24 protein-coding genes and 1 tRNA gene are annotated in these 23,261 nt (G+C 70.6%); 11 read left to right on the top strand and 14 right to left on the bottom strand.

Annotation, left to right across the window (positions count from 1 at the left end; genetic code table 11):
- Window positions 1-50 precede the first annotated feature (50 nt).
- Complete coding sequence (locus IF73_RS0117230) at window positions 51-569, bottom strand: DUF2617 family protein (RefSeq protein WP_031008732.1); 519 nt, start codon at window positions 567-569, stop codon at window positions 51-53.
- A 600-nt stretch (window positions 570-1,169) separates the two neighbouring features.
- Here IF73_RS0117230 and IF73_RS0117225 point away from each other — a divergent pair.
- The gene (locus IF73_RS0117225; protein WP_031008729.1) at window positions 1,170-2,363 is read left to right on the top strand and encodes a pyridoxal phosphate-dependent aminotransferase; all 1,194 of its coding nucleotides are present in this window, start codon (window positions 1,170-1,172) and stop codon (window positions 2,361-2,363) included.
- Between the two features lie 60 nt (window positions 2,364-2,423).
- On the opposite strand, the gene IF73_RS0117220 is transcribed toward IF73_RS0117225, so the two are convergent.
- Window positions 2,424-2,957: a YbjN domain-containing protein gene (locus IF73_RS0117220; protein WP_031008727.1), complete on the bottom strand. Its 534-nt coding sequence runs from the start codon at window positions 2,955-2,957 to the stop codon at window positions 2,424-2,426.
- 105 nt (window positions 2,958-3,062) lie between these two features.
- On the opposite strand from IF73_RS0117220, the gene IF73_RS38660 reads away from it, so the two are divergent.
- Window positions 3,063-3,491 (top strand): hypothetical protein, encoded by a 429-nt coding sequence (locus tag IF73_RS38660; protein ID WP_051716886.1) that lies wholly within the window; start codon window positions 3,063-3,065, stop codon window positions 3,489-3,491.
- A gap of 16 nt (window positions 3,492-3,507) precedes the next feature.
- Here IF73_RS38660 and clpB read toward each other — a convergent pair whose 3' ends face one another.
- Window positions 3,508-6,093 carry an ATP-dependent chaperone ClpB gene (gene clpB, locus IF73_RS0117210; protein ID WP_031008723.1) on the bottom strand — a complete coding sequence of 862 codons (2,586 nt, stop codon included), beginning with the start codon at window positions 6,091-6,093 and terminating at the stop codon, window positions 3,508-3,510.
- Window positions 6,094-6,220: 127 nt separating this feature from the next.
- On the opposite strand from clpB, the gene IF73_RS0117205 reads away from it, so the two are divergent.
- Window positions 6,221-6,625, top strand: a complete 405-nt coding sequence (locus IF73_RS0117205; protein ID WP_031008720.1) for a pyridoxamine 5'-phosphate oxidase family protein — start codon at window positions 6,221-6,223, stop codon at window positions 6,623-6,625.
- Between the two features lie 136 nt (window positions 6,626-6,761).
- Here IF73_RS0117205 and IF73_RS0117200 read toward each other — a convergent pair whose 3' ends face one another.
- Both IF73_RS0117200 and IF73_RS0117195 read right to left on the bottom strand, forming a co-directional pair.
- Complete coding sequence (locus IF73_RS0117200; RefSeq protein ID WP_031008718.1) at window positions 6,762-7,082, bottom strand: hypothetical protein; 321 nt, start codon at window positions 7,080-7,082, stop codon at window positions 6,762-6,764.
- On the bottom strand, window positions 7,079-7,345 hold the full coding sequence (locus IF73_RS0117195; protein ID WP_051716884.1) for a hypothetical protein: 267 nt from the start codon (window positions 7,343-7,345) through the stop codon (window positions 7,079-7,081). The genes IF73_RS0117200 and IF73_RS0117195 overlap by 4 nt, the downstream gene beginning before the upstream one ends.
- Window positions 7,346-7,491: 146 nt before the next feature.
- Between IF73_RS0117195 and IF73_RS0117190 the strand changes: the two genes are divergently transcribed.
- Together IF73_RS0117190 and IF73_RS0117185 are read left to right on the top strand one after the other, a co-directional pair.
- Window positions 7,492-8,454: a hypothetical protein gene (locus tag IF73_RS0117190; protein ID WP_031008712.1), complete on the top strand. Its 963-nt coding sequence runs from the start codon at window positions 7,492-7,494 to the stop codon at window positions 8,452-8,454.
- 5 nt (window positions 8,455-8,459) lie between these two features.
- Window positions 8,460-8,930, top strand: coding sequence for a hypothetical protein (locus IF73_RS0117185; protein ID WP_107049269.1), 471 nt, complete (start codon window positions 8,460-8,462; stop codon window positions 8,928-8,930).
- A gap of 69 nt (window positions 8,931-8,999) precedes the next feature.
- On the opposite strand, the gene IF73_RS0117180 is transcribed toward IF73_RS0117185, so the two are convergent.
- Genes IF73_RS0117180 through dnaK form a run of 4 tightly spaced genes read right to left on the bottom strand, consistent with a single transcriptional unit; the run spans window position 9,000 to window position 13,127 of the window.
- Entirely contained in the window at window positions 9,000-9,443 is a 444-nt protein-coding gene (locus IF73_RS0117180; RefSeq protein ID WP_031008710.1) for a heat shock protein transcriptional repressor HspR, read from the bottom strand.
- 4 nt (window positions 9,444-9,447) lie between these two features.
- Window positions 9,448-10,620 carry a molecular chaperone DnaJ gene (gene dnaJ, locus IF73_RS0117175; RefSeq protein WP_031008707.1) on the bottom strand — a complete coding sequence of 391 codons (1,173 nt, stop codon included), beginning with the start codon at window positions 10,618-10,620 and terminating at the stop codon, window positions 9,448-9,450.
- Window positions 10,621-10,653: 33 nt separating this feature from the next.
- Window positions 10,654-11,289: a nucleotide exchange factor GrpE gene (grpE, locus tag IF73_RS0117170; protein WP_031008705.1), complete on the bottom strand. Its 636-nt coding sequence runs from the start codon at window positions 11,287-11,289 to the stop codon at window positions 10,654-10,656.
- On the bottom strand, window positions 11,286-13,127 hold the full coding sequence (gene dnaK, locus IF73_RS0117165) for a molecular chaperone DnaK (RefSeq protein WP_031008702.1): 1,842 nt from the start codon (window positions 13,125-13,127) through the stop codon (window positions 11,286-11,288). The genes grpE and dnaK overlap by 4 nt, the downstream gene beginning before the upstream one ends.
- 246 nt (window positions 13,128-13,373) lie before the next feature.
- Here dnaK and IF73_RS0117160 point away from each other — a divergent pair, with 246 nt between their 5' ends.
- Entirely contained in the window at window positions 13,374-14,066 is a 693-nt protein-coding gene (locus IF73_RS0117160) for a sugar transferase (protein ID WP_078868102.1), read from the top strand.
- A 158-nt stretch (window positions 14,067-14,224) separates the two neighbouring features.
- Window positions 14,225-16,486, top strand: a complete 2,262-nt coding sequence (locus IF73_RS0117155; RefSeq protein WP_031008697.1) for a (Fe-S)-binding protein — start codon at window positions 14,225-14,227, stop codon at window positions 16,484-16,486.
- A gap of 59 nt (window positions 16,487-16,545) precedes the next feature.
- Here IF73_RS0117155 and IF73_RS0117150 read toward each other — a convergent pair whose 3' ends face one another.
- Window positions 16,546-17,373 (bottom strand): hypothetical protein, encoded by an 828-nt coding sequence (locus IF73_RS0117150; protein WP_031008695.1) that lies wholly within the window; start codon window positions 17,371-17,373, stop codon window positions 16,546-16,548.
- Window positions 17,374-17,565: 192 nt separating this feature from the next.
- Between IF73_RS0117150 and IF73_RS0117145 the strand changes: the two genes are divergently transcribed.
- On the top strand, window positions 17,566-18,408 hold the full coding sequence (locus tag IF73_RS0117145; RefSeq protein ID WP_031008693.1) for a Yip1 family protein: 843 nt from the start codon (window positions 17,566-17,568) through the stop codon (window positions 18,406-18,408).
- A 72-nt stretch (window positions 18,409-18,480) separates the two neighbouring features.
- Here IF73_RS0117145 and IF73_RS0117140 read toward each other — a convergent pair whose 3' ends face one another.
- Together IF73_RS0117140 and dcd are read right to left on the bottom strand one after the other, a co-directional pair.
- A complete protein-coding gene (locus IF73_RS0117140; protein ID WP_031008691.1) occupies window positions 18,481-18,978 on the bottom strand; it encodes a phosphoribosyltransferase in 498 nt (165 codons plus the stop codon).
- A gap of 14 nt (window positions 18,979-18,992) precedes the next feature.
- A complete protein-coding gene (dcd, locus tag IF73_RS0117135; protein WP_030495892.1) occupies window positions 18,993-19,568 on the bottom strand; it encodes a dCTP deaminase in 576 nt (191 codons plus the stop codon).
- A gap of 410 nt (window positions 19,569-19,978) precedes the next feature.
- Here dcd and IF73_RS0117125 point away from each other — a divergent pair.
- A tRNA-Gly gene (locus IF73_RS0117125) sits at window positions 19,979-20,049 on the top strand.
- 98 nt (window positions 20,050-20,147) lie between these two features.
- Here the strand turns inward: IF73_RS0117125 and IF73_RS0117120 are convergent.
- A complete protein-coding gene (locus IF73_RS0117120; protein ID WP_031008688.1) occupies window positions 20,148-20,849 on the bottom strand; it encodes an NAD(P)-dependent oxidoreductase in 702 nt (233 codons plus the stop codon).
- Between the two features lie 130 nt (window positions 20,850-20,979).
- Between IF73_RS0117120 and IF73_RS0117115 the strand changes: the two genes are divergently transcribed.
- Window positions 20,980-21,690: a TetR/AcrR family transcriptional regulator gene (locus IF73_RS0117115; protein ID WP_031008686.1), complete on the top strand. Its 711-nt coding sequence runs from the start codon at window positions 20,980-20,982 to the stop codon at window positions 21,688-21,690.
- 73 nt (window positions 21,691-21,763) lie between these two features.
- Here IF73_RS0117115 and IF73_RS0117110 read toward each other — a convergent pair whose 3' ends face one another.
- Window positions 21,764-22,252, bottom strand: coding sequence for a LysR substrate-binding domain-containing protein (locus IF73_RS0117110; protein ID WP_051716880.1), 489 nt, complete (start codon window positions 22,250-22,252; stop codon window positions 21,764-21,766).
- A 313-nt stretch (window positions 22,253-22,565) separates the two neighbouring features.
- Between IF73_RS0117110 and IF73_RS0117105 the strand changes: the two genes are divergently transcribed.
- Entirely contained in the window at window positions 22,566-23,237 is a 672-nt protein-coding gene (locus IF73_RS0117105; protein ID WP_031008682.1) for a DUF4097 family beta strand repeat-containing protein, read from the top strand.
- The last annotated feature ends 24 nt before the right edge of the window (window positions 23,238-23,261 follow it).

The raw sequence follows: 23,261 nt of genomic DNA, 5'->3' as shown, positions 1-23,261 counted from the left end.
CTCGCCCCTTGTCACCCACACGAGTGCACCTGGGGCTCCGGTGGGGCGCATCAGAGCGTCGCGGGCATACGGGCGCCGATCCTGGTGCGGGTGACCACGAGCTGGCCTTCCTGCGGGTAGGCGTGCCAGGTCCGCCAGCGCACCTGACCCTCGTGACGCTGCGCCAGCATCGCGGTGAAGGCGTGCGGCGAGCCGGGGAACGTGCCGGCCAGGCCGTGGGGATGGTCGGCGACCAGCGCGAGCAGCTCCTGCGCCCGGCCCGCGAAGGAGCCCTGGGTGAGCGTCTCGACGCGGGCCGCGAATTCGTACTCCCATTCGCCGATCCGCTTGGAGACGCCGAGCGGCAGCGGGGTGCTGCTGCCCGGCATGCAGGCCACGGTCTCGGAGCAGCTGCGGCCCTCCTCCTCCAGGAGGACCTGGTGGGAGGCGCCGAGCAGCCTCAACTGGAGCTTGGCGCCGGAGAGTTCGAGGTCGAGCACGGCGAGGGCGGGCAGCGGCTCGCGGCCCAGCGCCCAGGCCAGGTCGGCCGCGCGCGTGTCGGTGTAGGAGGTCTTCAGGGTGGTGAGCATGGGTCGGCTCCGCAAACACGGTTGGCGGGTGGGCCGGGGGCGCCCCGGAGAGGGTTTCAACGGGAAGGGGGGAATCGCCGGCTCGGGTCCACACACGGTCCGAGGGCTGTCTCTGACAGGAGCGAGAGAACCACGGTCTCCGGACGACTCGCAGCGTTTTTACCCAACTTGCCGTGGTTTCCATCCCCTTCGGGGACCCCACAGTTCAATTGTTCAAACGGAATCGATCGCCGAGCGATCGACGGCGGCCCTCACCGAGCCGATCCCGCCCCGCCCCCAGCCCGTCACCCCTCACGCCCCGTCAGTCACCCCCGCCACCACCGCCGCATCCGCCACCGCCACAGCTGGAACCGCACGAGCTGGACCCGCAGCCGCCTCCCCCGTCGGACCAGCCGCCGCGCCGCTTCCGCCGCCCGCCGCCGGACGACCCCGTGCCCGCCACGATCAGGCCGATCACCATGACGACCACGAACACCGTGACCACGAACTCCATCGTCGTCTCCCCCGTTTCCGGCGGCTGTCTGCCGCCTCTGCCCGGGGGATTCCCGTCCCGCTCGCAGCCCAAAGCGCACTTGAGCAAGTCCAGAGCTTCGGCCCAGGATGACCGCCATGACGCGACTCAACCGACTGGCCGAGTTCGGCACCACGATCTTCGCCGAGATGTCCGCGCTCGCCGCCAGGACAGGGGCGATCAACCTCGGACAGGGCTTCCCCGACACCGACGGCCCCGAGGAGGTGCGCGAGGCGGCGGTACGGGCCCTGCGCGACGGCCACGGCAACCAGTACCCGCCCGGCCCCGGCGTCCCCGAGCTGCGCACCGCGATCGCCGACCACCAGCGCGACCGCTACGGCCTGGAGTACGACCCCGACACCGAGGTCCTGGTCACGGCCGGCGCCACCGAGGCCATCGCGGCGGCCCTGCTGGCCCTGGTCGAGCCCGGCGACGAGGTCATCGCCCTGGAGCCGTACTACGACTCGTACGCGGCCTGCGTGGCGATGGCCGGCGGCACCCGGGTGCCCGTCACCCTCCGCCCCCGGCAGGACCCCCGCGGCGGAGCCGCTGATCGACGCTTCGTGCTCGACCTCGACGAGCTGCGGGCCGCCGTCACCCCCCGCACCCGGCTGATCCTCCTCAACACCCCGCACAACCCCACCGGCACGGTCCTCACCCGCGCCGAGCTCACCGCCGTCGCCGAACTGGCCGTCGAGCGGGACCTCCTGGTCGTCACCGACGAGGTCTACGAGCACCTGGTCTTCGACGGCGCCGAGCACCAGCCGATCGCGGCCCTCCCCGGCATGCGGGACCGGACCGTCACCATCGGCTCGGCCGGCAAGACGTACTCCTTCACCGGCTGGAAGGTCGGCTGGACCACCGCGAGCCCCGAGCTGACCGCCACCGTCCGCGCGGCCAAGCAGTTCCTCACCTACGTCTCCTCCGGCCCGTTCCAGTACGCCGTCGCCGAGGCCCTCCGCCTGCCCGCCGCCTACTACGACGGGCTGCGCGCCGACCTCCAGGCCAAGCGGGACCTGCTGAGCGACGGGCTCGCCGAGGCCGGGTTCGAGGTCTACCGGCCGCAGGGCACGTACTTCGTCACCACCGACATCCGGCCGCTGGGCGAGGGCGACGGCTTCGCGTTCTGCCGCTCGCTGCCCGAGCGGGCCGGCGTCGTCGCCATCCCGAACGCCGTCTTCTACGACCACCGCGAGGCCGGCGCCCCCTTCGTCCGCTTCGCCTTCTGCAAGCGGACCGAGGTCCTCCAGGAGGCGGTGGACCGGCTCAAGCGGCTGGCCTGAGACGCCGGAGGCCGGGTCCCCCGCGGGGGACCCGGCCTCTGTGCGGTGGCGGCGGGGCGGTCAGCCCTCCTCGCCGCCCTCGGCCTTCTCCTCCGGGGAGGCCAGGCCGAACTGCTCGACGATCCACTTGTCGAACTCGATGGAGGCGCGGACCCAGCTCACCGTGGAGGACACGAAGTGCTCCAGGGCGACGCCGGTGCCGATCAGCATCTGCGCCTCACCGATGAGACGGAGGGTGGCGGAGCCGTCCTCCTCCTCGTGCAGGTGGGTGTAGACCTTGGGCCACAGGGTGCGGCGGTTCCAGTCGTCGATCGCGTCGAGGACCTTGGCCCGGTCGTCGGCGGAGTGCGGACGGTCGTAGAACGTACGCACCGAGAACACCTGCTGCTCCGCCTCGCCGCGGAACATGAAGTACGTGCGGAAGTCCTCCCACGGCGCCGCGAGGTCACCCTCGTCGTCGACGACGTACTTCAGCTCCATCTGCTCCAGGAGCTGCTTGACGAGGTCCTGGTCGGGGACGACGGGGCCCGCCGGTCCTGCCTGCGGCTGGGGCTGTCCCCCGAAATTCGGAATCGAGGACGGGTCGATGCTCACCGTGTATTTCCCTTCGTACGGATGTTGCCATCCTCCCCCATCCCGGCCCGTCCGTGGCAAGCCCCGCCGGGGCGGATCCGCTGCGGGCTGACATGATCTCCGCCCATGGGGGACGAGAAGAAGCCATATCGCCGGTGGGTCTGGGTCCTGGCGCTGATCGCGACGGTCTGCGCGGTGCCGCTCGGTCTGCTCGTGTGGGGCGCGTACTCGTTCGGCCAGGCGGGGCGGGAGCAGACGGTCGACTGCGCGGAGGCGATGGAGTTCGCCCGGGCCGGGCTGCCGGAGACCGCCCGGGACGCCCGCTGCACGGGGCGGCACTGGCAGGACACGATCGTCGAGGTGGACTTCCGGATGCCGACGGCGGAGGTGGGCGCCTGGCTGGAGACCTCCTACCCGGAGGGCGTGCGGCCGCACTCCTGCGAGGGCGACCTGTGCCGGGACACCGCCTTCGACCAGCAGCTCTACGTCGACGTGACGGTGGTGTACGAGGACGGCGCCACCGCCCTCGTACACCTCCGCGCCTTCGACACCTGAGCCGGAGCCCGAGCCCCTACCCGGCCCGGCCGACGATCAGGCCGTCCTCGAAGCGGTCCACCCGGACGGTGTCGCCGTCGCGGACCTCACCGGCCAGGATCTCCCTGGCGAGCCGGTCGCCGATGGCCGTCTGGATGAGGCGGCGCAGCGGCCGGGCGCCGTACGCCGGGTCGTTGCCCTCCTCGGCCAGCCACTCCAGGGCCTCCGGGGTGACGTCCAGGGTGAGCCGGCGGTCGGCGAGCCGCTTGGCGAGCCGGTCGATCTGGAGGCGCGCGATACGGCCCAGCTCGGCCCGGTCGAGGGCGGAGAAGACCACCAGGTCGTCGAGGCGGTTCAGGAACTCGGGCTTGAAGCTGGCCCGGACGACCTCCAGGACCTGCTGCTTCTTCTCCTCGTCGCCGGTCAGCGGATCGACCAGGTACTGGCTGCCCAGGTTCGAGGTCAGGATCAGGAGGGTGTTGCGGAAGTCGACCGTGCGGCCCTGGCCGTCGGTGAGCCGGCCGTCGTCGAGGACCTGGAGCAGGATGTCGAAGACCTCCGGGTGCGCCTTCTCCACCTCGTCGAGGAGCACCACGCTGTACGGGCGGCGGCGGACGGCCTCGGTGAGCTGGCCGCCCTCCTCGTAGCCGACGTAGCCGGGGGGCGCGCCGACCAGGCGGGCGACGCTGTGCTTCTCGCCGTACTCCGACATGTCGATGCGGACCATGGCCCGCTCGTCGTCGAACAGGAAGTCGGCGAGCGCCTTCGCCAGCTCGGTCTTGCCGACGCCGGTGGGGCCCAGGAAGAGGAAGGAGCCGGTGGGCCGGTCGGGGTCGGCGATCCCGGCGCGGGTGCGGCGCACCGCGTCGGAGACGGCCCGGACGGCCTCGGTCTGGCCGATGAGCCGGCGGCCCAGCTCGTCCTCCATGCGGAGCAGCTTCTGCGTCTCGCCCTCCAGGAGGCGGCCGGCCGGGATGCCGGTCCAGGCGCCGACGACGTCGGCGATGTCGTCGGGTCCGACCTCCTCCTTGACCATGGTGTCCTTCTGGACCTCGCGCTCGGCCTCGGTGGCCTCCGCGAGCTCGCGCTCCAGGGTCGGGATCTCGCCGTAGAGCAGCTTGGAGGCGGTGTCGAAGTCGCCGTCGCGCTGGGCGCGCTCGGCCCGGCCGCGGGTCTCGTCGAGGCGTTCCTTCAGCTCGCCGACCCGGTTGAGGGACTGCTTCTCCTTCTCCCAGCGGGCGGTGAGGCCGCGCAGCTCCTCCTCGCGGTCGGCGAGGTCGCGGCGGAGCTTCTCCAGGCGCTGGACGCTGGCCGGGTCGGTCTCCTTGGCGAGGGCCAGCTCCTCCATGCGGAGCCGGTCGACGGAGCGCTGGAGCTCGTCGATCTCGACCGGGGAGGAGTCGATCTCCATGCGGAGCCGGGAGGCGGCCTCGTCGACGAGGTCGATGGCCTTGTCGGGGAGGAAGCGGGAGGTGATGTACCGGTCGGAGAGCGTCGCGGCGGCCACCAGGGCGGAGTCGTTGATCTGCACCTTGTGGTGGGCCTCGTACCGGCCCTTGAGGCCGCGGAGGATGGCGACGGTGTCCTCGACGGACGGCTCGGCGACCAGGACCTGCTGGAAGCGGCGCTCCAGGGCGGGGTCCTTCTCGATCCGCTCGCGGTACTCGTCGAGGGTGGTCGCGCCGACCATGCGGAGCTCGCCGCGGGCCAGCATCGGCTTCAGCATGTTGCCGGCGTCCATGGCGGAGTCGCCGCCGGCGCCCGCGCCGACGACGGTGTGCAGCTCGTCGATGAAGGTGATGATCTGGCCGTCGCTCTCCTTGATCTCGGAGAGGACGGTCTTCAGCCGCTCCTCGAACTCGCCGCGGTACTTGGCGCCGGCGACCATCGCGCCCAGGTCGAGGGAGACCAGCCGCTTGTTCCGCAGCGACTCGGGGACGTCGCCCTTCACGATCCGCTGGGCGAGGCCCTCGACGACGGCGGTCTTGCCGACGCCGGGCTCGCCGATGAGGACGGGGTTGTTCTTGGTGCGCCGGGAGAGCACCTGGACGACCCGCCGGATCTCGTGGTCGCGGCCGATCACCGGGTCGAGCCTGCCCTCGCGGGCGGCGGCGGTGAAGTCGGTGCCGAACTTCTCCAGGGCCTTGTAGGAGCCCTCCGGGTCGGCGGTGGTCACGCGTCGGCTCCCTCGGGTCTTCTCGAAGGCGTCCTGGAGCCGGCGGGCGGTCGCGCCCTGCCGGTCGAGGACCTGGCCGGCCTGCCCGCCCTGGGCGGCGAGGCCGATGAGCAGGTGCTCCGTGGACAGGAACTCGTCGCCGAGCTTCTTGGCGCGGTCGGCGGCGTCGGCGATGACGGCGAGCAGCTCGCGGTTGGGCTGCGGCGGCGCGACGGTCGCGCCGGTCACGCTGGGCAGGGCGGCGAGCAGCCGCTCCGCGCCGGACCGGACGGCGGCCTGGTCGGCCTCGACGGCGGCGAGCAGGTCGGTGATGTTCTCGTTGTCCTGACCGGCCAGCAGCGCGAGAAGAAGATGGGCCGGGGTCAGGTCGGCGTGTCCCTGGGACACGGCGCGGCTGCTCGCCGCGTTCAGCGCGTCCCGGCTCCTGTTGGTCAGTTCGGCGTCCACGTGCGGGGTCTCCTCCTGGGTGTGGTCCTCTGGGTCCTCGTCTGTACTGACTCATACAGCGTACATAAAGTTGAGTCTATTCCGCTCAAGGTATCGGGGTCGGTCCGCACGGGGGTAGTTTCCGGGCATGGCGACTGACCCGAGGAACCCCACGGACTCGTACCTGTCCTTCTGGCGCGAGTACCACATGTGCACGCTGACCACCCCGCGCCCGGACGGCACCCCGCACGTGGTGGCCGTCGGCGTCACGTACGACCCCGAGAACGGGCTGGCGCGGGTCATCACCAACAAGCACAGCCGGAAGGTCGCGAACGTGCTCGCGGCCGGCGCGGACGGGGCGCGGGTCGCGGTCTGCCAGGTCGACAAGGGGCGCTGGGCCACCCTGGAGGGCGTCGCGCGCATCCGCACCGACGCGGAGACGGTCGCCGACGCGGTGGCCCGCTACGCGGACCGCTACGGCCGCGTGCCGACGCCCAACCCGGACCGGGTCGTCATCGAGATCGCCCTCACCCGGGCGATGGGCCGCGCCTGAGCGCGGAACCGGAGAAGACCGGAGAAGAACCGGAGAAGAACCGGAAAAGCACAACGGCGCCATCGCGTTTCAGGTCCGCGATGGCGCCGTTGTGTGGGGGAAGCACCTGAGCGATCTACAACGACGGGGGCATCGCTCAGGCACTGCGGGGGGTGGCGGTGATGGTCTCTGGCTCGATCAGCTGGTGGTCCCGCTGGTCGAGGTTGACGAAGATCATGCCGTACCTGACGGCACAGCGGATGGGCTGCGGGGCACCCCGCGGGCGGCGGAGGCACCGGTAGGCCCTGACGTCCTCGTCCTGTTCCCGTGCGACGACCACAGGTTCTCCGAACAGGGTGACCTTCAGCGAGTCGCCACGGTGGGGGATGGCCGTGACGAGATCGACGAAGTGCCAACCGGACCGGTAGGCCGAAGCCATCTCCCTGCGGAAGACCCGGTCGTCCGGAGGGACGGTCATGCCCCGGAGTCCAGCGGAGCCGAGTCCCAGGTGGGCTCCGACTCGCCGGCCGGCGCGACGTCCCACGTGGGCTCGCCGAGGGCGAAGTCCCATGTGGGCTCCCGCTCACCGACCGGGACGAGGTCCCACGTCGGCTCGCCCGGAGCCGCGACGACGTGCGCGGGCGGAGCGTCCCACGTCGGTTCGCCGTTGAGGGCGAAGACACCGACAGCAGCCGCGGCAGCGAAAGCTATGGCGCCAAGTGCACGAACCATCCTGGTCATGGCCGATCTCCACCTCTTTTAATCACTACCTCCCCCGCGTTTAAGACGATGACTCACACCGATCCCTTCTGCCACCACTGCCAGGCATCATGTTCCTGTAATTCAAGACCCTGAGGGGGGTTCATATAGTGCCAATACGGGAGGGAATGGACACCGACCATCTCCCGGGGGAGCCATGCGATGCCGGAAAAGCCCGGTACGCCGCTGCTCTCCGGGCGGGCCGGATAGCCCGCGACGACCTCGACGGCGATCCGTGCCTCATCGAACTGGCCCTCGTCCGCACCGATCCCGACGATGTGCGCTGGCTCCGTCCGGTGCCTCCGTCGGTCGCCCTGAACAAGCTGGTCCACCCGATCGAGCAGGAGATCCAGCAGCAGCGGCAGCGGGCGCTGGACCTGGCCGACGCCTTCGAGCCGTTCATGTCGATCAGCACGCCCGACCCCTCCGCCGTCCAGGCCATCACCGTCCTGGAGGGGCTGGACGTCATCAACGACACCCTGGACCGGGTCCTCGACGAGTGCACGGAGGAGCTCCTCACCATCCAGCCCGGCAGCGGCCGCAAGCCCGAGGTCGTCCAGGACGGCCTGCGCCGGGTGGAGCCCCTGCTCGAACGGGGCATCCGGATGCGCACCCTCTACCAGCACACCGCGCGCCACCACTCGGCGACGATGGGGTACGTCGAGCGGATCGGCCCCTACGGCCTGGAGGTCCGCACGCTGGAGGAGATCGTCGACCGGCTGATCGTCGTCGACCGCAAGGTCGCCTTCGTGCCCGCCCGCACCGACCGGAGGGTCGCCCTGGAGCTCCGCCACGAGGGGCTCGTGCGGTATCTCGTCGGCGTCTTCGACCAGTTCTGGCTCTACGGCGTGCCCTGGGAGGAGGAGGTCCCGTACACCCACTCCGTCGAGGGCGTCAGCGGCATCCAGCTCTCCATCGCCAAGCTCCTCGTCGAGGGCCACGTCGACGAGGCCATCGCCCGCCGGCTGGGGATGAACGTGCGGACCTGCCGGGCGCACATCGCCAAGCTCGCGGCCACGCTGGGGAGCGGGAGCCGGGCGCAGCTCGGCTATCTGATCGCCCGGTCCGGCATCCTCGAGCGGGACGACTGACCGCCGTGCGCGCACAGATCGCACTCGACGGCCCCGCCGGCACCCTGCGGGTCTCCGGGGCGGGGCTGCCCGTCGTGGAGCTCGTCCGGGCGGCCGGGACGCCGCCCGACGCCCACACGCCCATCGGCACCCGCAGGGCCGCCCTGCTGACGCTCACCGTCGACGGCGCGGCCGCCACGATCCGCCCGGCCCGCGGGCGGCTGCTGGTGCGGCGCTCGTACCGGGTGGACGTCCGGGCCGGCGGCGTCCGGTACCGGCTGGTGCCCTGCTCGTACGAGGAGAGCCGGCTCAGCCGGGACGGGCGGCGGATCGGCACCCTGGCCTCCAGCGGCGACGGGCGGGTCGTCGACACGTGGGAGACCGCCCCGGCCCCGCTGGACCTCGCCGTCGGCACCGCGCTGGCCGCCGCGTTCGGCACCGGCGCGGCGCCCTGGTGGGAGACGCTCGGCGACCTCGTGGGCGAGCTGCTGGGATGACGGACCCGTGACGGACAGCGCGAAGGCCCCACCACGCTGCCGTGGTGGGGCCTTCGCGTCGGAGTAGCCCTAGTGGTCGCGCTTGGGACGCCAGACCACCAGCGCGCTCGCCTGCTGGACGTCCTGGTAGGGGACCAGGTCGCGCCGGTAGGAGGCGTGCACCTGGGCCTCGCGCTGCCGCATCGCCGCGGCCGCGCCCTCGACGGCCGTGGAGAGCTCGGCGACCCTGGCCTGGAGCGCCGCGACCTGGTTCTCCAGCTCGATGATGCGCTTGATTCCGGCCAGGTTGATGCCCTCGTCCTGCGACAACTGCTGCACCTGGCGGAGCAGTTCGATGTCGCGGGCCGAGTAGCGGCGGCCCCGGCCGGCCGTACGGTCCGGGGAGACCAGACCCAGGCGGTCGTACTGCCGCAGGGTCTGCGGGTGCAGACCGGACAGCTGGGCCGCCACCGAGATGACGTACACCGGGGTCTCGTCGGTCAGTTCGTACGGATTGCGCCGTCTTCCTTCCACCGCGTCACGCTCCCTTCGCCGCCTGGAACAGCTCCGCCCTGGGGTCCGTGTCGGCGGTGGCCGTACGGTACTGCTCCAGGGCCTCGCGGGCCTTGTCGTCGAGCTCGCTGGGCACCGCGACCTCCACCGTCACCAGCAGATCGCCGCGCGTGCCGTCCTTGCGGACCGCGCCCTTGCCGCGGGCGCGCATGGTCCGGCCGTTCGGGGTGCCGGCGGGCAGCTTCAGCGTGACCGCCGGGCCGCCCAGGGTCGGCACCTTGATCTCGCCGCCGAGCGCCGCCTCCGTGTAGGAGATCGGCACCGTGACGGTGAGGTTGTCGTCCTTGCGGCCGAAGACCGGGTGGGCGTCGACGTGCACGACGACGAACAGGTCGCCGTTGGGCCCGCCGCGCTCGCCCGGGGCGCCCTTGCCGCGCAGCCGGATCTTCTGCCCGTCGGAGACGCCCGCCGGGATCCTGACCTGCATGGTCCGCGAGGACTTGGCCCGGCCGGAGCCCTTGCAGACCTCGCAGGGGTTCTCGGCGATCAGACCGCGGCCCTTGCAGTCCACGCACGGGTCGGTGAGCGAGAAGCCGCCGCCGCTGCCGCGCGAGACCTGGCCGGTGCCGACGCAGGTCGGGCACACCCGGGGGGTGCCGTTCTTGTCGCCGGTGCCGGAACAGGCCGTGCACGGCTGCTGGCTGGACATCCGGAGCGGCACGGTGGCGCCCTCGATGGCCTCGGTGAAGCTGAGCGTCACCTCGGACTCGATGTCCTGGCCGCGGCGGGGCTGGGTGCGGGCACCCGCGCCGCCGCCGCGGTTGAACAGGCCGCCGAAGACGTCCCCGAGGCCGCCTCCGCCGAAGCCGCCGGCTCCGCCCTGGGCGCCGCCTCCGAAGAGGTCGCCCAGGTCGAAGTTGAACGAGCCGCCGCCGGGACCGCCGGCCCGGAAGCCGCCGTTCCCGAAGAGCGCGCGCGCCTCGTCGTACTCCTTGCGCTTCTTGGGGTCACCCAGGACGTCGTTCGCCTCGGAGATCTCCTTGAAGCGCTCCTCCGCCCTGGTGTCGCCCTTGTTGGCGTCCGGATGGTTCTCGCGGGCGAGCTTCCGGTACGCCTTCTTGATCTCGGCCTCGGTGGCGTCCTTGGGGACGCCGAGGACCTTGTAGTAGTCCTTCTCGACGAAGTCCTTCGTGCTCATCGACGTCCCTCCTCCCGCACGCGGGTACGGCTGTTACTCGCTGTCCTGCTCGGACGTGCCGGAGTCCTCCGACTCCTCGGCCTTGCCCTGCGCCCCCGGCTGGGGCTCGGCGACGGCCACGCGGGCGGGCCGGATGGTCCGCTCGCCGATCCGGTACCCCGGCTGCAGGATCGCGACGCAGGTCGTCTCGGTGACGTCCGGCGCGTACGAGTGCATCAGGGCCTCGTGGATGGTCGGGTCGAAGGGCTCGCCCTCCTTGCCGAACTGCTGCAGACCCATCTTGGCGACGACGGTCTCCAGCGATTCGGCCACCGACTTGAAGCCGCCCACGAGCTCGCCGTGGTCCCGGGCCCGGCCGACGTCGTCGAGGACGGGCAGGAGCTCGGACAGGAGGCTCGCGACGGCGATCTCCTTGACCGTGACCCGGTCCCGCTCCACGCGGCGGCGGTAGTTCTGGTACTCGGCCTGGAGCCGCTGGAGGTCCGCGGTGCGCTCGGTGAGCGCGGCACGGGCCTGGTCCAGCTGGGCGGTGAGGCCGGCGTCGGCCGCCGGCGCGCTGTTCGCGTCCCCGGCCGGGGCCGCCGTGTCCTCGGGGGACTCGGCGGCCTCGGCGGCGTCGCCGGAGGGGACGTCGGGCTTCTCCTCGAAGCCCGGGGTCTCCTCGCTCACGCCTGGCCGTCCTTCTTGGGCTCGTCGTCGACGATCTCGGCGTCGACGACGTCGTCGTCGGCCTTCGCCTGGCCGGCGTCGGCGCCACCCGCGGCCTGGGCCGCCTGGGCGTCGGCGTACATCGCCTGGCCGAGCTTCTGGGAGACGGCCGCGACCTTCTCGGTGGCGGTGCGGATCTCCGCGGCGTCCTCGCCCTTGAGCTTCTCGCGGAGCTCGACGAGAGCGGCCTCGACCTCGGACTTCACGTCGCCCGGGACCTTGTCCTCGTTGTCCTTGAGGAACTTCTCGGTCTGGTAGAGGAGGTTCTCGCCCTGGTTGCGGGACTCGGCGGCCTCGCGGCGGCGGTGGTCCTCGTCCGCGTACTGCTCGGCCTCCTGGCGCATCCGGTCGACCTCGTCCTTCGGCAGCGAGGAGCCGCCGGTGACGGTCATCTTCTGCTCCTTGCCCGTGCCCAGGTCCTTCGCGGTCACGTGCATGATGCCGTTGGCGTCGATGTCGAAGGCGACCTCGATCTGCGGGACGCCGCGCGGGGCCGGCGGGAGGCCGGTCAGCTCGAACATGCCGAGCTTCTTGTTGTACGCCGCGATCTCGCGCTCGCCCTGGTAGACCTGGATCTGCACGGACGGCTGGTTGTCCTCGGCCGTCGTGAAGATCTCGGACCGCTTGGTCGGGATCGTGGTGTTGCGCTCGATGAGCTTGGTCATGATGCCGCCCTTGGTCTCGATGCCGAGGGACAGCGGGGTGACGTCGAGGAGCAGGACGTCCTTGACCTCGCCCTTGAGGACACCGGCCTGGAGCGCGGCGCCGATGGCGACGACCTCGTCCGGGTTCACGCCCTTGTTGGCCTCGTTGCCACCGGTCAGCTCCTTGACGAGCTCGGCGACGGCCGGCATACGGGTCGAGCCGCCGACCAGGACCACGTGGTCGATCTCGGAGAGGGCGATGCCCGCGTCCTTGATGACGTTGTGGAACGGGACCTTGCAGCGCTCCAGCAGGTCCGCGGTCAGCTGCTGGAACTGGGCCCGGGTGAGCTTCTCGTCCAGGTGCAGCGGGCCCTCGGCGGAGGCCGTGATGTAGGGCAGGTTGATGGAGGTCTCGGTCGAGGAGGAGAGCTCGATCTTCGCCTTCTCGGCCGCCTCGCGCAGACGCTGGAGCGCCATCTTGTCGGCGGACAGGTCGACGCCGTGACCGTTCTTGAACTGGGTCACCAGGTAGTCGACGACGCGCTGGTCCCAGTCGTCACCACCGAGGTGGTTGTCACCGTTGGTGGCCTTCACCTCGACGACGCCGTCGCCGATCTCCAGGAGGGACACGTCGAAGGTGCCGCCACCGAGGTCGAAGACGAGGATCGTCTGGTCGTCCTTGTCGAGGCCGTAGGCCAGGGCGGCCGCGGTCGGCTCGTTGACGATGCGCAGGACGTTGAGGCCCGCGATCTCGCCGGCCTCCTTGGTGGCCTGGCGCTCGGAGTCGTTGAAGTACGCCGGGACGGTGATGACCGCGTCGACGACCTTCTCGCCCAGGTACGCCTCGGCGTCGCGCTTCAGCTTCTGCAGGATGAAGGCGCTCATCTGCTGCGGGTTGAAGCTCTTGCCGTCGATCTCGATCTTCCAGTCGGTGCCCATGTGGCGCTTGACCGACCGGATGGTCCTGTCGACGTTGGTGACGGCCTGGCGCTTGGCCACCTCGCCGACGAGCACCTCGCCGTTCTTCGCGAAGGCGACGACGGACGGCGTGGTCCTGGCGCCCTCCGCGTTCGTGATGACGGTGGGCTCGCCGCCTTCCAGAACGCTGACGACGGAGTTAGTCGTGCCCAGGTCGATGCCGACCGCACGTGCCATTTCGATTCCTCCAGCTGACTGACTTGAGTGGAACTGACTCAAGGATGCATGACGGAACGCGGGGCGTCAACAGACTTGAGTCGAGGCCGCTCAACTCTTCGCCGGTTCTGTCGCTCAAAGAGACGCACGGGGCGCGTCGATGCCTGACGCGGGGCGCGAGAAGTGGCAGAGTCCTGATGCCCTTTGCCGGGCAAAGCAGGCATATCCCACGAACATCCCATGATCTCAGCCGGAGGGGTCCGGGGCATGACGGCGAACCACCGCAGTGTCGACCTCAAGCACGACTCCACCCCGGCCCCCGGCACACCCCCCGGGCCGGGCACCGCCCCCGAGCGCGGCACGGCACGCGGGCGGGGCGGGGTGCCCGGGCAGGGCGGGGCATCCTGGCAGGGCGGGGCACCCGGGCGGGGCTTTCCCGGCGACGGGCGCAGGCGCGGTCCCGAGGTCAAGCGGGTGTTCGACCTCGTGGCGGGTACGGCGCTGCTGCTCCTGGTCTCGCCCGTCCTCGCCGGGGCCGCGCTGCTGCTCACGCTCGCCCAGGAGGGTCCCGCCCTGCGCCGCCGCACGGTGGCGGGGCTGCGCGGGCGCCCCTTCACGATGCTGACCCTCCGCACCCGGAGCCCGCTGGCCGCGCTGCCGCTGCTGCTGCACGTCGTCCGGGGCCAGATGTCGCTCGTCGGGCCCTGCCCGCTCTCCCCCACCCACCGGGAGTGCTCCGGCGAGACCCGGCGCCGGCTCTCCGTACGCCCGGGGATGACCGGGCCGTGGCAGATCAGCGACCGCTCCGACCTGCCGTGGGAGGAGCGTGAGCTGCTGGATCTCCACTATGTGGACCACCACTGGCTCGGCATGGATCTGGCCGTTCTGGCGCGTACGCTTCCAGCAGTCCGCCGACGTCGTCTCCGGCGCGCCTCCGCCCGTCCGGCAAGGCTTGCCTGAGCGACACAGATCACCGCGAGGGCCGCTACAAGTGGGGCGCTCCGACCGGTAATCTCAGCACGGACTAGATAAGTTACCGCTTAGTAGGCTCAGGGCGAGAGAAGAGGCGAGCTCCGGCCCGCCCCCGCCGCGCCCCAGGCCCGCCCGAGGAGCCCGTCATGCAACTCGCCGCGATCATCGTGTCGCTGACGCTGACCGTGGTCGGCGTTGCCCTGCTCGCTCGCGCCATCGGCCAGTTCGTCAAGTACTTCAAGCTGGGCCAGCCGGTCCCGGCCGGCACCCGCACGGACAACCCCTACCAGCGCAGCGTCACCCTGGTCCGGGAGTTCCTGGGCCACACCCGGATGAACCGCTGGGGCATCGTCGGCTTCGCCCACTGGTTCGTCGCGGTCGGCTTCCTGACCCTGCCGCCGACCCTCGCGCAGGCGTTCGGCCAGCTCTTCCAGGCCGACTGGACCCTGCCGATCATCGGCGGCTTCCTGCCCTTCGAGCTCTACATCGAGTTCATCGGCGTCATGACGATCCTGGGCATCGCCGTCCTGATCGTGATCCGCCTGCTGAGCCTCCCGGGCCGGGCCGGCCGCAAGTCCCGCTTCGCCGGCTCCAAGGCCGGCCAGGCGTACTTCGTCGAGTACGTGATCCTCACCATCGGCCTCGCGATCTACGTGCTGCGCGGCCTGGAGGGCGCGATCCACCACGTCGAGCACTACGAGGCCGCGTACTTCGCCTCGTACCCGCTCGTCCTGGCCTTCAAGGGCCTGTCGGTCACCACGCTCCAGACGCTCATCTACTTCACCGCCATGGTGAAGATCAGCACCTCGTTCATCTGGATGATCGTGGTCTCGCTGAACACCAACATGGGCGTCGCCTGGCACCGCTTCCTCGGCTTCCCGAACATCTGGTTCAAGCGCAACGCCACCGGCGAGACCGCCCTCGGCGCGCTCCAGCCGATGACGACCGGCGGCAAGCCGATCGACTTCGAGGACCCGGGCGAGGACGACGTCTACGGCGTCTCCCAGGTCGAGCAGTTCTCCTGGAAGGGCCTCCTCGACTTCTCCACCTGCACCGAGTGCGGCCGCTGCCAGTCGCAGTGCCCCGCCTGGAACACCGGCAAGCCCCTCTCCCCCAAGCTCCTCATCATGTCGCTGCGCGACCACGCGCACGCCAAGGCGCCGTACCTGCTCGCGGGCGGCGGCAAGACCATGGAGGGCGAGGAGAAGGCGTCCGAGGAGCAGCTGAAGGACGTCCCCGCCGCGGCCCTCGCCGAGGCCGAGCGCCCGCTGATCGGCACCGTCGAGGAGAACGGCGTCATCGACCCGGACGTCCTGTGGTCCTGCACCACCTGCGGCGCCTGCGTCGAGCAGTGCCCGGTCGACATCGAGCACATCGACCACATCGTCGACATGCGCCGCTACCAGGTGATGATCGAGTCCGCGTTCCCGTCCGAGGCGGGCACGATGCTCAAGAACCTGGAGAAGAAGGGCAACCCCTGGGGTCTGGCCAAGAAGCAGCGCGTCGAGTGGACCAAGGAGGTCGACTTCGAGGTCCCGATCGTCGGCAAGGACATCGAGGACCTGTCCGAGGTCGACTACCTCTACTGGGTCGGCTGCGCCGGCGCCCTGGAGGACCGCGCCAAGAAGACCACCAAGGCGTTCGCCGAGCTGCTGCACATCGCGGGCGTCAAGTTCGCGATCATGGGCGGCGAGGAGAAGTGCACGGGTGACTCCCCGCGCCGTCTGGGCAACGAGCCGCTCTTCCAGCAGCTCGGCCAGGAGAACGTCGCCATGCTGAACATGGCCTTCGGCGAGGACGACGACGACCCGGAGACCAGGAAGCCGAAGTCGGCGAAGAAGATCGTCTCCACCTGCCCGCACTGCTTCAACACCATCGCCAACGAGTACCCGCAGCTCGGCGGCGAGTACGAGGTCATCCACCACACCCAGCTGCTCCAGCACCTCATCGACGAGGGCAAGCTGATCCCGGTGACCCCGGTCGACGGTCTGATCACCTACCACGACCCGTGCTACCTGGGCCGGCACAACAAGGTCTACACGCCGCCGCGCGAGATCATGTCCGCCGTCCCGGGCCTGCGCCAGCAGGAGATGCACCGCCACAAGGAGCGCGGCTTCTGCTGCGGCGCCGGTGGTGCGCGGATGTGGATGGAGGAGCGGATCGGCAAGCGCATCAACACCGAGCGCGTCGACGAGGCGCTGTCCCTCAACCCGGACATCGTCTCCACCGCCTGCCCGTTCTGCCTCGTCATGCTCACGGACTCCGTGAACGGCAAGAAGAACGACGGCAAGGCGAAGGAGAGCCTCCAGGTCGTCGACGTGGCCCAGCTGCTGCTGGACTCGGTGAAGACCCCGGTCGACCCCGAGCCGGCGCCGTCCGAGGAGCCGGAGCCCGAGCCGGCCGCGTAACGGCGTCGACGACGAAGGGCCGTCCCGCGCGAGCGGGACGGCCCTTCGTCGTTCCCGGGTCACCGCTTCTGGGCGTGGTACTTCGCGACGAGCCTGCCGTTCAGGTCGTAGACCCAGCTGTTGCCGCCCTGCTTCGGGGTGTCGACGACGACGAGGCGGTACTGGTGCTTGCCGGGCTGCGGGACGAGCTTGTACGTCCAGCCGCGGTGCTGGGCGGTGAGGTGGCGGGCGTCGACGGTGGCGAGGCGCTTGCCGTTGACGGCGGAGACCTGCACGCGGGGCCCGTTCTTGACGTGCTTGGCGAAGGTGGCGACGGTCCCGTCGGCGAGCTTCGTCCTCGGCAGCGCCTCGGCCCTGTGGTGCGGCGCGGGCTTGGGCTCGGGGGCCGGCTTCGGCGTGGGGACGGGCTTCGGCGTGGGCCTGGGGGCCGGGACGGTGTCGAGCCACGAGCCGACGGTGCCGTCGGGCCGCAGGACGATGTGGAGCCCGTTGTTCTCCCCGTACGCGGGCTTCCCGTCGGCGCTCTCGAGCGTGCCGATCAGCTGCCCGCCCCCGTAGACGTACGCCGTGAAGCGCCCCGGACCGTCCTGGTACACCTTGGCCAGCGAGCCGTCCGCGAGGTCGACGTTCCGCCAGAACACGGACTGGTCGCCCGCGTCCGGCGCGGTGCCGTCCTGGTCGCCCGGAGCCGGCGCGGTGCCGTCCTGGTCGCTCGCGGCCGGCGTGGTGGTGTCCTGGTCGCTCGCGACGGCGGCGGGGCCCGCGGGGGCCTCGGCCGCGGGAGCCTCGGCCGCGAAGGCGGCGGCCGCGGGGAGGAGGAGGGCGGCGGAGGTACCGGTGGCGACGGCGGCGGTACGGAGGACACGGGCACGGCGGTTGAGGCGCATGGAGAGCTCCTGGGGGTTTCGCTGCTGACCCCACCGAAGCTACGGACCGAACATTGAGGCGATACGTCCGTTTTGTAACAGCCGCCCGGCACCCGCCCGACGGCCCCGTCACGAGCCTGCCGCCCCCTGGCGGATGTCACAGGTCAGCCGCAAAGGAGCGGGCCCGCCGCGGAAGCGGGTACGTTCAATGACGTGGCTGGATTCAGGAACGGACGCGGCCGGGACAACCGCCCCCCGCAGCAACAGCATCGACCGCAGCAGGCGCCGTACGGGTACGACGCGCCCCCGCAGGGCTACCCGCCGCAGCAGCAGTGGCAGCAACAGCCACCGCGGCCGCAGCCGCAGCCGTACGGGGAGCCCGAGTACTTCGGCGACCCGCACGCGCAGCACCACCACGCGGCGACGGCGAACAACCCGGGCCACACCCAGATGTTCAGCGTCGACGACCCCTACGGCCAGCAAGGCGCCTACCAGGCACCCCCGGTCCCCGTCGGCCCCCGCCTGCCCTGGAAGGCCCTCCTGAGCGGCATCGTGCTGCGCCCGGCGGACACCTTCCTCCGGATGCGCGACCACGCGGTCTGGGGCCCGGCGCTGATCGTCACCTTCCTCTACGGCCTGCTGGCGATCTTCGGCTTCGACCAGGCCCGCGACGAGGTGCTGAACGCGACGATCTCCAGCACGATCCCGTACGTCCTGATGACCGGCGTCGGCTTCGTCGTCGCCGGCCTGATCCTGGGCGCCGTCACCCACACCCTCGCCCGCCAGCTGGGCGGCGACGGCGCCTGGCAGCCCACGGTCGGCCTCTCCATGCTGATCATGTCGCTCACCGACGCGCCCCGCCTCCTCTTCGCCCTCTTCCTGGGCGGCGACAACGGGCTGGTGCAGATCATCGGCTGGCTGACCTGGGGCGCGGCCGGCGCCCTCTTCACCCTCATGGTGAGCCGCTCCCACGACCTCCCGTGGCCCAAGGCCCTCGGCGCCTCGGCGATCCAGCTGGTGGCCCTCCTGAGCCTGATCAAGCTGGGCACGCTGTAAGGCTCCGCGCGACGGACGTGAGAGAGCCCCCGCCGGGTGTCCGGCGGGGGCTCTCTCACGTCTCGTGGGCCCTCAGGCGTCGAGGACCTGGCCCTCGCGCTTCACGACGGGCGGCTCGACCGACCAGGGGAAGTTGATCCACTCGTCCGTCTTCTTCCACACGTACTCGCACTTCACGAGGGAGTGGGACTTCTCGTAGATGACGGCGGAGCGGACCTCGGCGACGTGGTCGACGCAGAAGTCGTGGACCAGCTTCAGCGTCTTGCCGGTGTCGGCGACGTCGTCGGTGATCAGGACCTTCTTGTCGGAGAAGTCGATCGCGTCCGGGACGGGCGCGAGCATGACCGGCATCTCCAGCGTGGTCCCCACGCCGGTGTAGAACTCCACGTTCACCAGGTGGATGTTCTTGCAGTCCAGGGCGTAGGCCAGCCCGCCGGCGACGAAGACGCCGCCGCGCGCGATCGAGAGGACGATGTCGGGCTCGTACCCGTCGTCGGCGATGGTCTGGGCGAGCTCGCGGACGGCCGTCCCGAAGCCCTCGTACGTCAGGTTCTCGCGTACTTCAGTCATGTCCGGCTACCGCCTCACACCTGGGTCCGATGGAAGTTCATGTACGAGCGGGAGGCCGTCGGTCCCCGCTGGCCCTGGTACCGGGAGCCGTACCGCTCGCTGCCGTACGGGAACTCGGCGGGCGAGCTCAGCCGGAACATGCACAGCTGCCCGATCTTCATCCCCGGCCAGAGCTTGATCGGGAGGGTCGCGAGGTTCGACAGCTCCAGGGTGACGTGCCCCGAGAAGCCGGGGTCGATGAACCCGGCCGTCGAGTGGGTCACGAGCCCGAGCCGCCCGAGGGAACTCTTCCCCTCCAGTCGCGACGCGATGTCGTCCGGCAGGGTGATGACCTCGTAGGTCGAGGCGAGCACGAACTCGCCCGGGTGCAGGATGAACGCCTCGTCGCCCTCCGGCTCCACCTCGCGCGTCAGATCGAGCTGCTCGATCGCGGGGTCGATGTGCGGGTAGCGGTGGTTCTCGAACACCCGGAAGAAGCGGTCGAGACGCACGTCGATGCTGGACGGCTGCACCATGGATTCGTCGTACGGGTCGATGCGCACCCGCCCGGCGTCGATCTCGGCCCGGATGTCCTTGTCTGAGAGAAGCACGCCCCCACGATACGCAGAGGGCGCGGACCTCCCCAATCGGGACCGCCCGCGCCCGCCCAGGTCAGCGCTGCTGAACCTCCACCGGCACCGCGTGCCTCAACCGCGCACACCGCGGACACCGGATGAGCCGCCCGGGCCCGATCCGCCCGGCCCCGAGCTGCTGAAGCGGAAACGAGGCGGTACTGAACACGTGCCCTTCGGCACAGCGGACGACGGTGCGCTCCACGGAACCCATCAAGTCCCTTCCCCTACACACATGCTGGACGAGAAGGCCACATTAGGGGATCAACGGGACACCCTCCACGCGGCACTCCGACCCGCCGGGGACCCACCGAGGAGACAGGACCTACGCCACCCGTGGCACATGGGGTACAGTGTGCAACGATGCGACCGGCTCATCCGGCCGCTGCGCGGATGTAGTTTAATGGTAGAACATGAGCTTCCCAAGCTTATAGCGCGGGTTCGATTCCCGTCATCCGCTCTTGAACGAAGCCCCAGGTCGGAGACCTGGGGCTTCGTCGTTGTTCAGACCTGCTCACAATGCGGGCAGCGGTGCGCGGCCCGACTGGGAGGGTCGGCTCAATATCCGACGGTGAAACGACGCTGGACGAAACGAGGCAGTTCCGCCTCGTCCACCAGCGCGACCGCGGCATCCTCCGCCGAGATCCGGCTCACGCCGTCGGCGTCCCGCACTGGCTGGTCCGTGCCGATACGGAAGCGGCCGGTGCGCTCGCCGGGGGCGATCTGCTCCGCGGGACTGAAGTAGGTCCAGAGCCGGTTCGAAACGCGCAGAACGTTCAGCGCCTCCCGGTGGCCGCGCACGGCGGCGGCGTACTGGCGGGGCAGGCCGAGTTCGTCGAGCGACGCATGAACGAGTTCCCCGTGGTCCGCGCGGACGACACCCGGCGCGATCTCCAGGCTGCCGGCTCCGCCGACGACGATCAGCCGGGTGCGAGGGTGGGCCTCCAGGGCCTTGAGCAGATTCTGAGCGGCGGTCGCGTAGGCAGTCGGGTCGGCGATGGAACGCCGGACGGTGTCGTCGAAGTCCTTGGCCGCGTTCCCGGGCTGGAAGCAGCTGATCAGGACGTCCAGGCCGGGCAGGACCGCGGTGATGCTCGTGGCGTCCAGAACGTCGACGCTCGCCCAGCGGAGGCTCTCTCGCCGGTCGGTGACTCCGGAGGCGTCCCGGCTGAACGCCTGGACGCGATGGCCGCGCTGAAGGGCCTCGTCGACGACGCGGCTACCGATGGTGCCGGTGGCTCCGATGACGCCGATGTGCATGGTTCCCCCTTGGTTCACGCCGTGGCCTTGCCTTGGTCGGCAAGAGACGTGATTCCTCACGCCGTTTCGAAACTATACAGCGTGAAGTTTATGCACGGGGGGCGGCATCGTGACGCTGTAGAGTGCGCCTGTGGCAGCTACCCGAAGCACCGGACGACGCGAGCGACTGCGGGCCGAGACGACCGCCGACATCAAGCGCACAGCCCTGGAGCTGATGAGAGCGGGCGGCCCCGACGCGATCACCCTGCGGGCGATCGCCCGCGAGATGGGCATGACGGCCAATGCCATCTACGGCTACTTCGCCACCCGCGACGACCTGGTCACCGCCCTCATCGCGGACGTCTACACCGTGCTCGCCGACGCCGTCGACGCCGCCTGGGCAGCCTCGGCGGAGGACGCCCCCGCACAGCGCGTACAGGCATGGGCACACGCCTTTCGCGACTGGGCGCTGGCCAACCCCGAGGGCTTCCGGCTGGTCTACGGCGACCCCGTCCCCGGCTACCGGGCCCCGGAGGGCGGTGCCGCGCCGGACGCCGCCCGGCGGGTCTGCGTAGGCATCGCCGGCCTGGCCGACGCGGCCTGGGGCGCCGCCGGACAGGTGTACGGAGAGGACGACTTCGGCTGGGGCGACTTCGACCCGGGCCTCCTCGACAAGGTCCGTCCGGCGTTTCCCGGGCTGCCTCCGGCAGGGGTGGCCCTGGCACTGAGGATCTGGGGGCACCTGCACGGTTTGGTCGCGCTGGAGGTCTACGGCCATCTGCGCGCCCAGACGCTCTCACCGAACAAGATCTTCCATGCCGAACTCACCTCGCTGGTGAGGTCGTTGGGCCTCGTCGCCTAACTCGCCGACGGGTCCCCGACCGAACCGGCCCGCGTGCGGGTCGTGGGCCGTGGACCCTCGCCCGCCTCCCGCCTCACAGCGACATCGTCCCGAGTTCGCGGGCGGTGCGGACGAACGCCCGGACCATCGCGCTGTCGTCGTCAGACCGCCAGACCAGGCCCCAGCTCAGCGGCGGGGCGTCGTGGAGGTGCAGATAGGCGATGTCGGGGCGCACATGGAAACGGGTGGCATGGGCAGCCATGGCATGGACGGCGTCGCCGGAGGAGATGATGGCGAACAGCTCCTCCAGATTCGCGGCATTGTGACTTCGTTCGATCTTCCGCCCACTGGGCGCGTAGAAGGGCATGAAGGCGTCGTCCCAGTATTCGGGGAGCGGCGACTCGTCGCCGATCACCCCGCAGTCGGCGAACACCTCCACCGACGCCGACTTCCGGTCCGCGAGTCTGTGGTCGGACGAGACCGCCGCGACGCGGGACTCCCGGAACAGCACCGGCCCCACGGAGAGATCCGGTTCCTCGACGGGAAGCCAGGCGAGCAGCAGGTCGATCTCGCCTCTGCGCAAGGGCGTCGACGGTCGGATCCGCCGAGAGCCGTGGGGCGAGCGGCTGTTCCGGCTCACCGATCCCAATGGCGTCGTGGTCGAGCTCACCGAGTGGACACCGCCGGCCGGCACCACACCGCCCCGGCCTTAGCCTTCACCTCCACTCCGGTGCAACGACACCTAGGCAGGCGTTGCATTGAATCTTCGATCCATTGCAACGAATTGTCGACCTCCACCTGCATGTATGCCAGTTGTCGACCTTATATGCGTTGACGATTTTCTGAACGCAACGTAGCTTTCTCGCATCGGAAACGACTGGCACAAGGAGAGCGTCATGCAGAAGTTCGACACCCCCGACACCATCGCCGCCATCCTCGACGTCCCTTCGGGGCACATCCGACTCGTCGCCACCGACCGAGTCGACACCGTGGTCGAGGTCCTGCCCGCGGATGCCTCGAAGCCCCGCGACGCGCGGGCGGCGGAGCAGACCACGGTCGCGTACGGCGACGGCGTCCTGCGCATCGCGGCCCCGGCCGGGAGGAACCAGCTCCTCGGCAGCTCCGGATCCATCGCGGTGACCGTGCACCTCCCCGCCGGTTCCCGTGTCGAGGCGAAGACGGCAGACGTCGATCTCCGGAGCGCCGGCAGGCTCGGCGACATCGCCTTCGAGGGTGCGCGGGGCAGGGTCGAGCTCGACGAGACCGCCAGCGCCCACCTCACGCTTCACTCCGGCGACGTCTCGGTCGGCCGCCTGGGCGGTCCCGCGCGGATCAGCACCCAGGAGGGCGCCATCCACGTCGCCGAGGCCGTGACCGGCTCGGTCGTCCTGAGCACCGAGCACGGCGGGATCTCGGTAGGCGCCGCCCGGGGGGTCTCCGCCTCCCTGGACGCCGGCACCGCCTACGGCCGTATCCACAACTCGCTCGACAACGCCGAAGGGGACGCCGCGGGCCTGACCATCCACGCGACCACGTCCTACGGCGACATCACCGCCCGCAGCATCTGACCGCCGACCTCCGCAGTCCCAAGG

The sequence above is a fragment of the Streptomyces sp. NRRL F-5727 genome, from assembly GCF_000719555.1.
In the GTDB taxonomy this organism is placed as follows: domain Bacteria; phylum Actinomycetota; class Actinomycetes; order Streptomycetales; family Streptomycetaceae; genus Streptomyces.
Note: the sequence above shows the minus strand (reverse complement) of the source record. Positions and strands in the feature narration are given on the sequence as shown.

What these genes read in the sequence shown, in the direction of transcription:
- IF73_RS0117230 (WP_031008732.1), bottom strand. Translation starts at nt 569, where the DNA reads ATGCTCACCACCCTGAAGACCTCCTACACCGACACGCGCGCGGCCGAC.
- IF73_RS0117225 (WP_031008729.1), top strand. Translation starts at nt 1,170, where the DNA reads ATGACCGCCATGACGCGACTCAACCGACTGGCCGAGTTCGGCACCACG.
- IF73_RS38660 (WP_051716886.1), top strand. Translation starts at nt 3,063, where the DNA reads ATGGGGGACGAGAAGAAGCCATATCGCCGGTGGGTCTGGGTCCTGGCG.
- IF73_RS0117205 (WP_031008720.1), top strand. Translation starts at nt 6,221, where the DNA reads ATGGCGACTGACCCGAGGAACCCCACGGACTCGTACCTGTCCTTCTGG.
- IF73_RS0117200 (WP_031008718.1), bottom strand. Translation starts at nt 7,082, where the DNA reads ATGACCGTCCCTCCGGACGACCGGGTCTTCCGCAGGGAGATGGCTTCG.
- IF73_RS0117195 (WP_051716884.1), bottom strand. Translation starts at nt 7,345, where the DNA reads ATGACCAGGATGGTTCGTGCACTTGGCGCCATAGCTTTCGCTGCCGCG.
- IF73_RS0117190 (WP_031008712.1), top strand. Translation starts at nt 7,492, where the DNA reads ATGGACACCGACCATCTCCCGGGGGAGCCATGCGATGCCGGAAAAGCC.
- dnaJ (WP_031008707.1), bottom strand. Translation starts at nt 10,620, where the DNA reads ATGAGCACGAAGGACTTCGTCGAGAAGGACTACTACAAGGTCCTCGGC.
- dnaK (WP_031008702.1), bottom strand. Translation starts at nt 13,127, where the DNA reads ATGGCACGTGCGGTCGGCATCGACCTGGGCACGACTAACTCCGTCGTC.
- IF73_RS0117160 (WP_078868102.1), top strand. Translation starts at nt 13,374, where the DNA reads ATGACGGCGAACCACCGCAGTGTCGACCTCAAGCACGACTCCACCCCG.
- IF73_RS0117155 (WP_031008697.1), top strand. Translation starts at nt 14,225, where the DNA reads ATGCAACTCGCCGCGATCATCGTGTCGCTGACGCTGACCGTGGTCGGC.
- IF73_RS0117150 (WP_031008695.1), bottom strand. Translation starts at nt 17,373, where the DNA reads ATGCGCCTCAACCGCCGTGCCCGTGTCCTCCGTACCGCCGCCGTCGCC.
- IF73_RS0117140 (WP_031008691.1), bottom strand. Translation starts at nt 18,978, where the DNA reads ATGACTGAAGTACGCGAGAACCTGACGTACGAGGGCTTCGGGACGGCC.
- IF73_RS0117120 (WP_031008688.1), bottom strand. Translation starts at nt 20,849, where the DNA reads ATGCACATCGGCGTCATCGGAGCCACCGGCACCATCGGTAGCCGCGTC.
- IF73_RS0117105 (WP_031008682.1), top strand. Translation starts at nt 22,566, where the DNA reads ATGCAGAAGTTCGACACCCCCGACACCATCGCCGCCATCCTCGACGTC.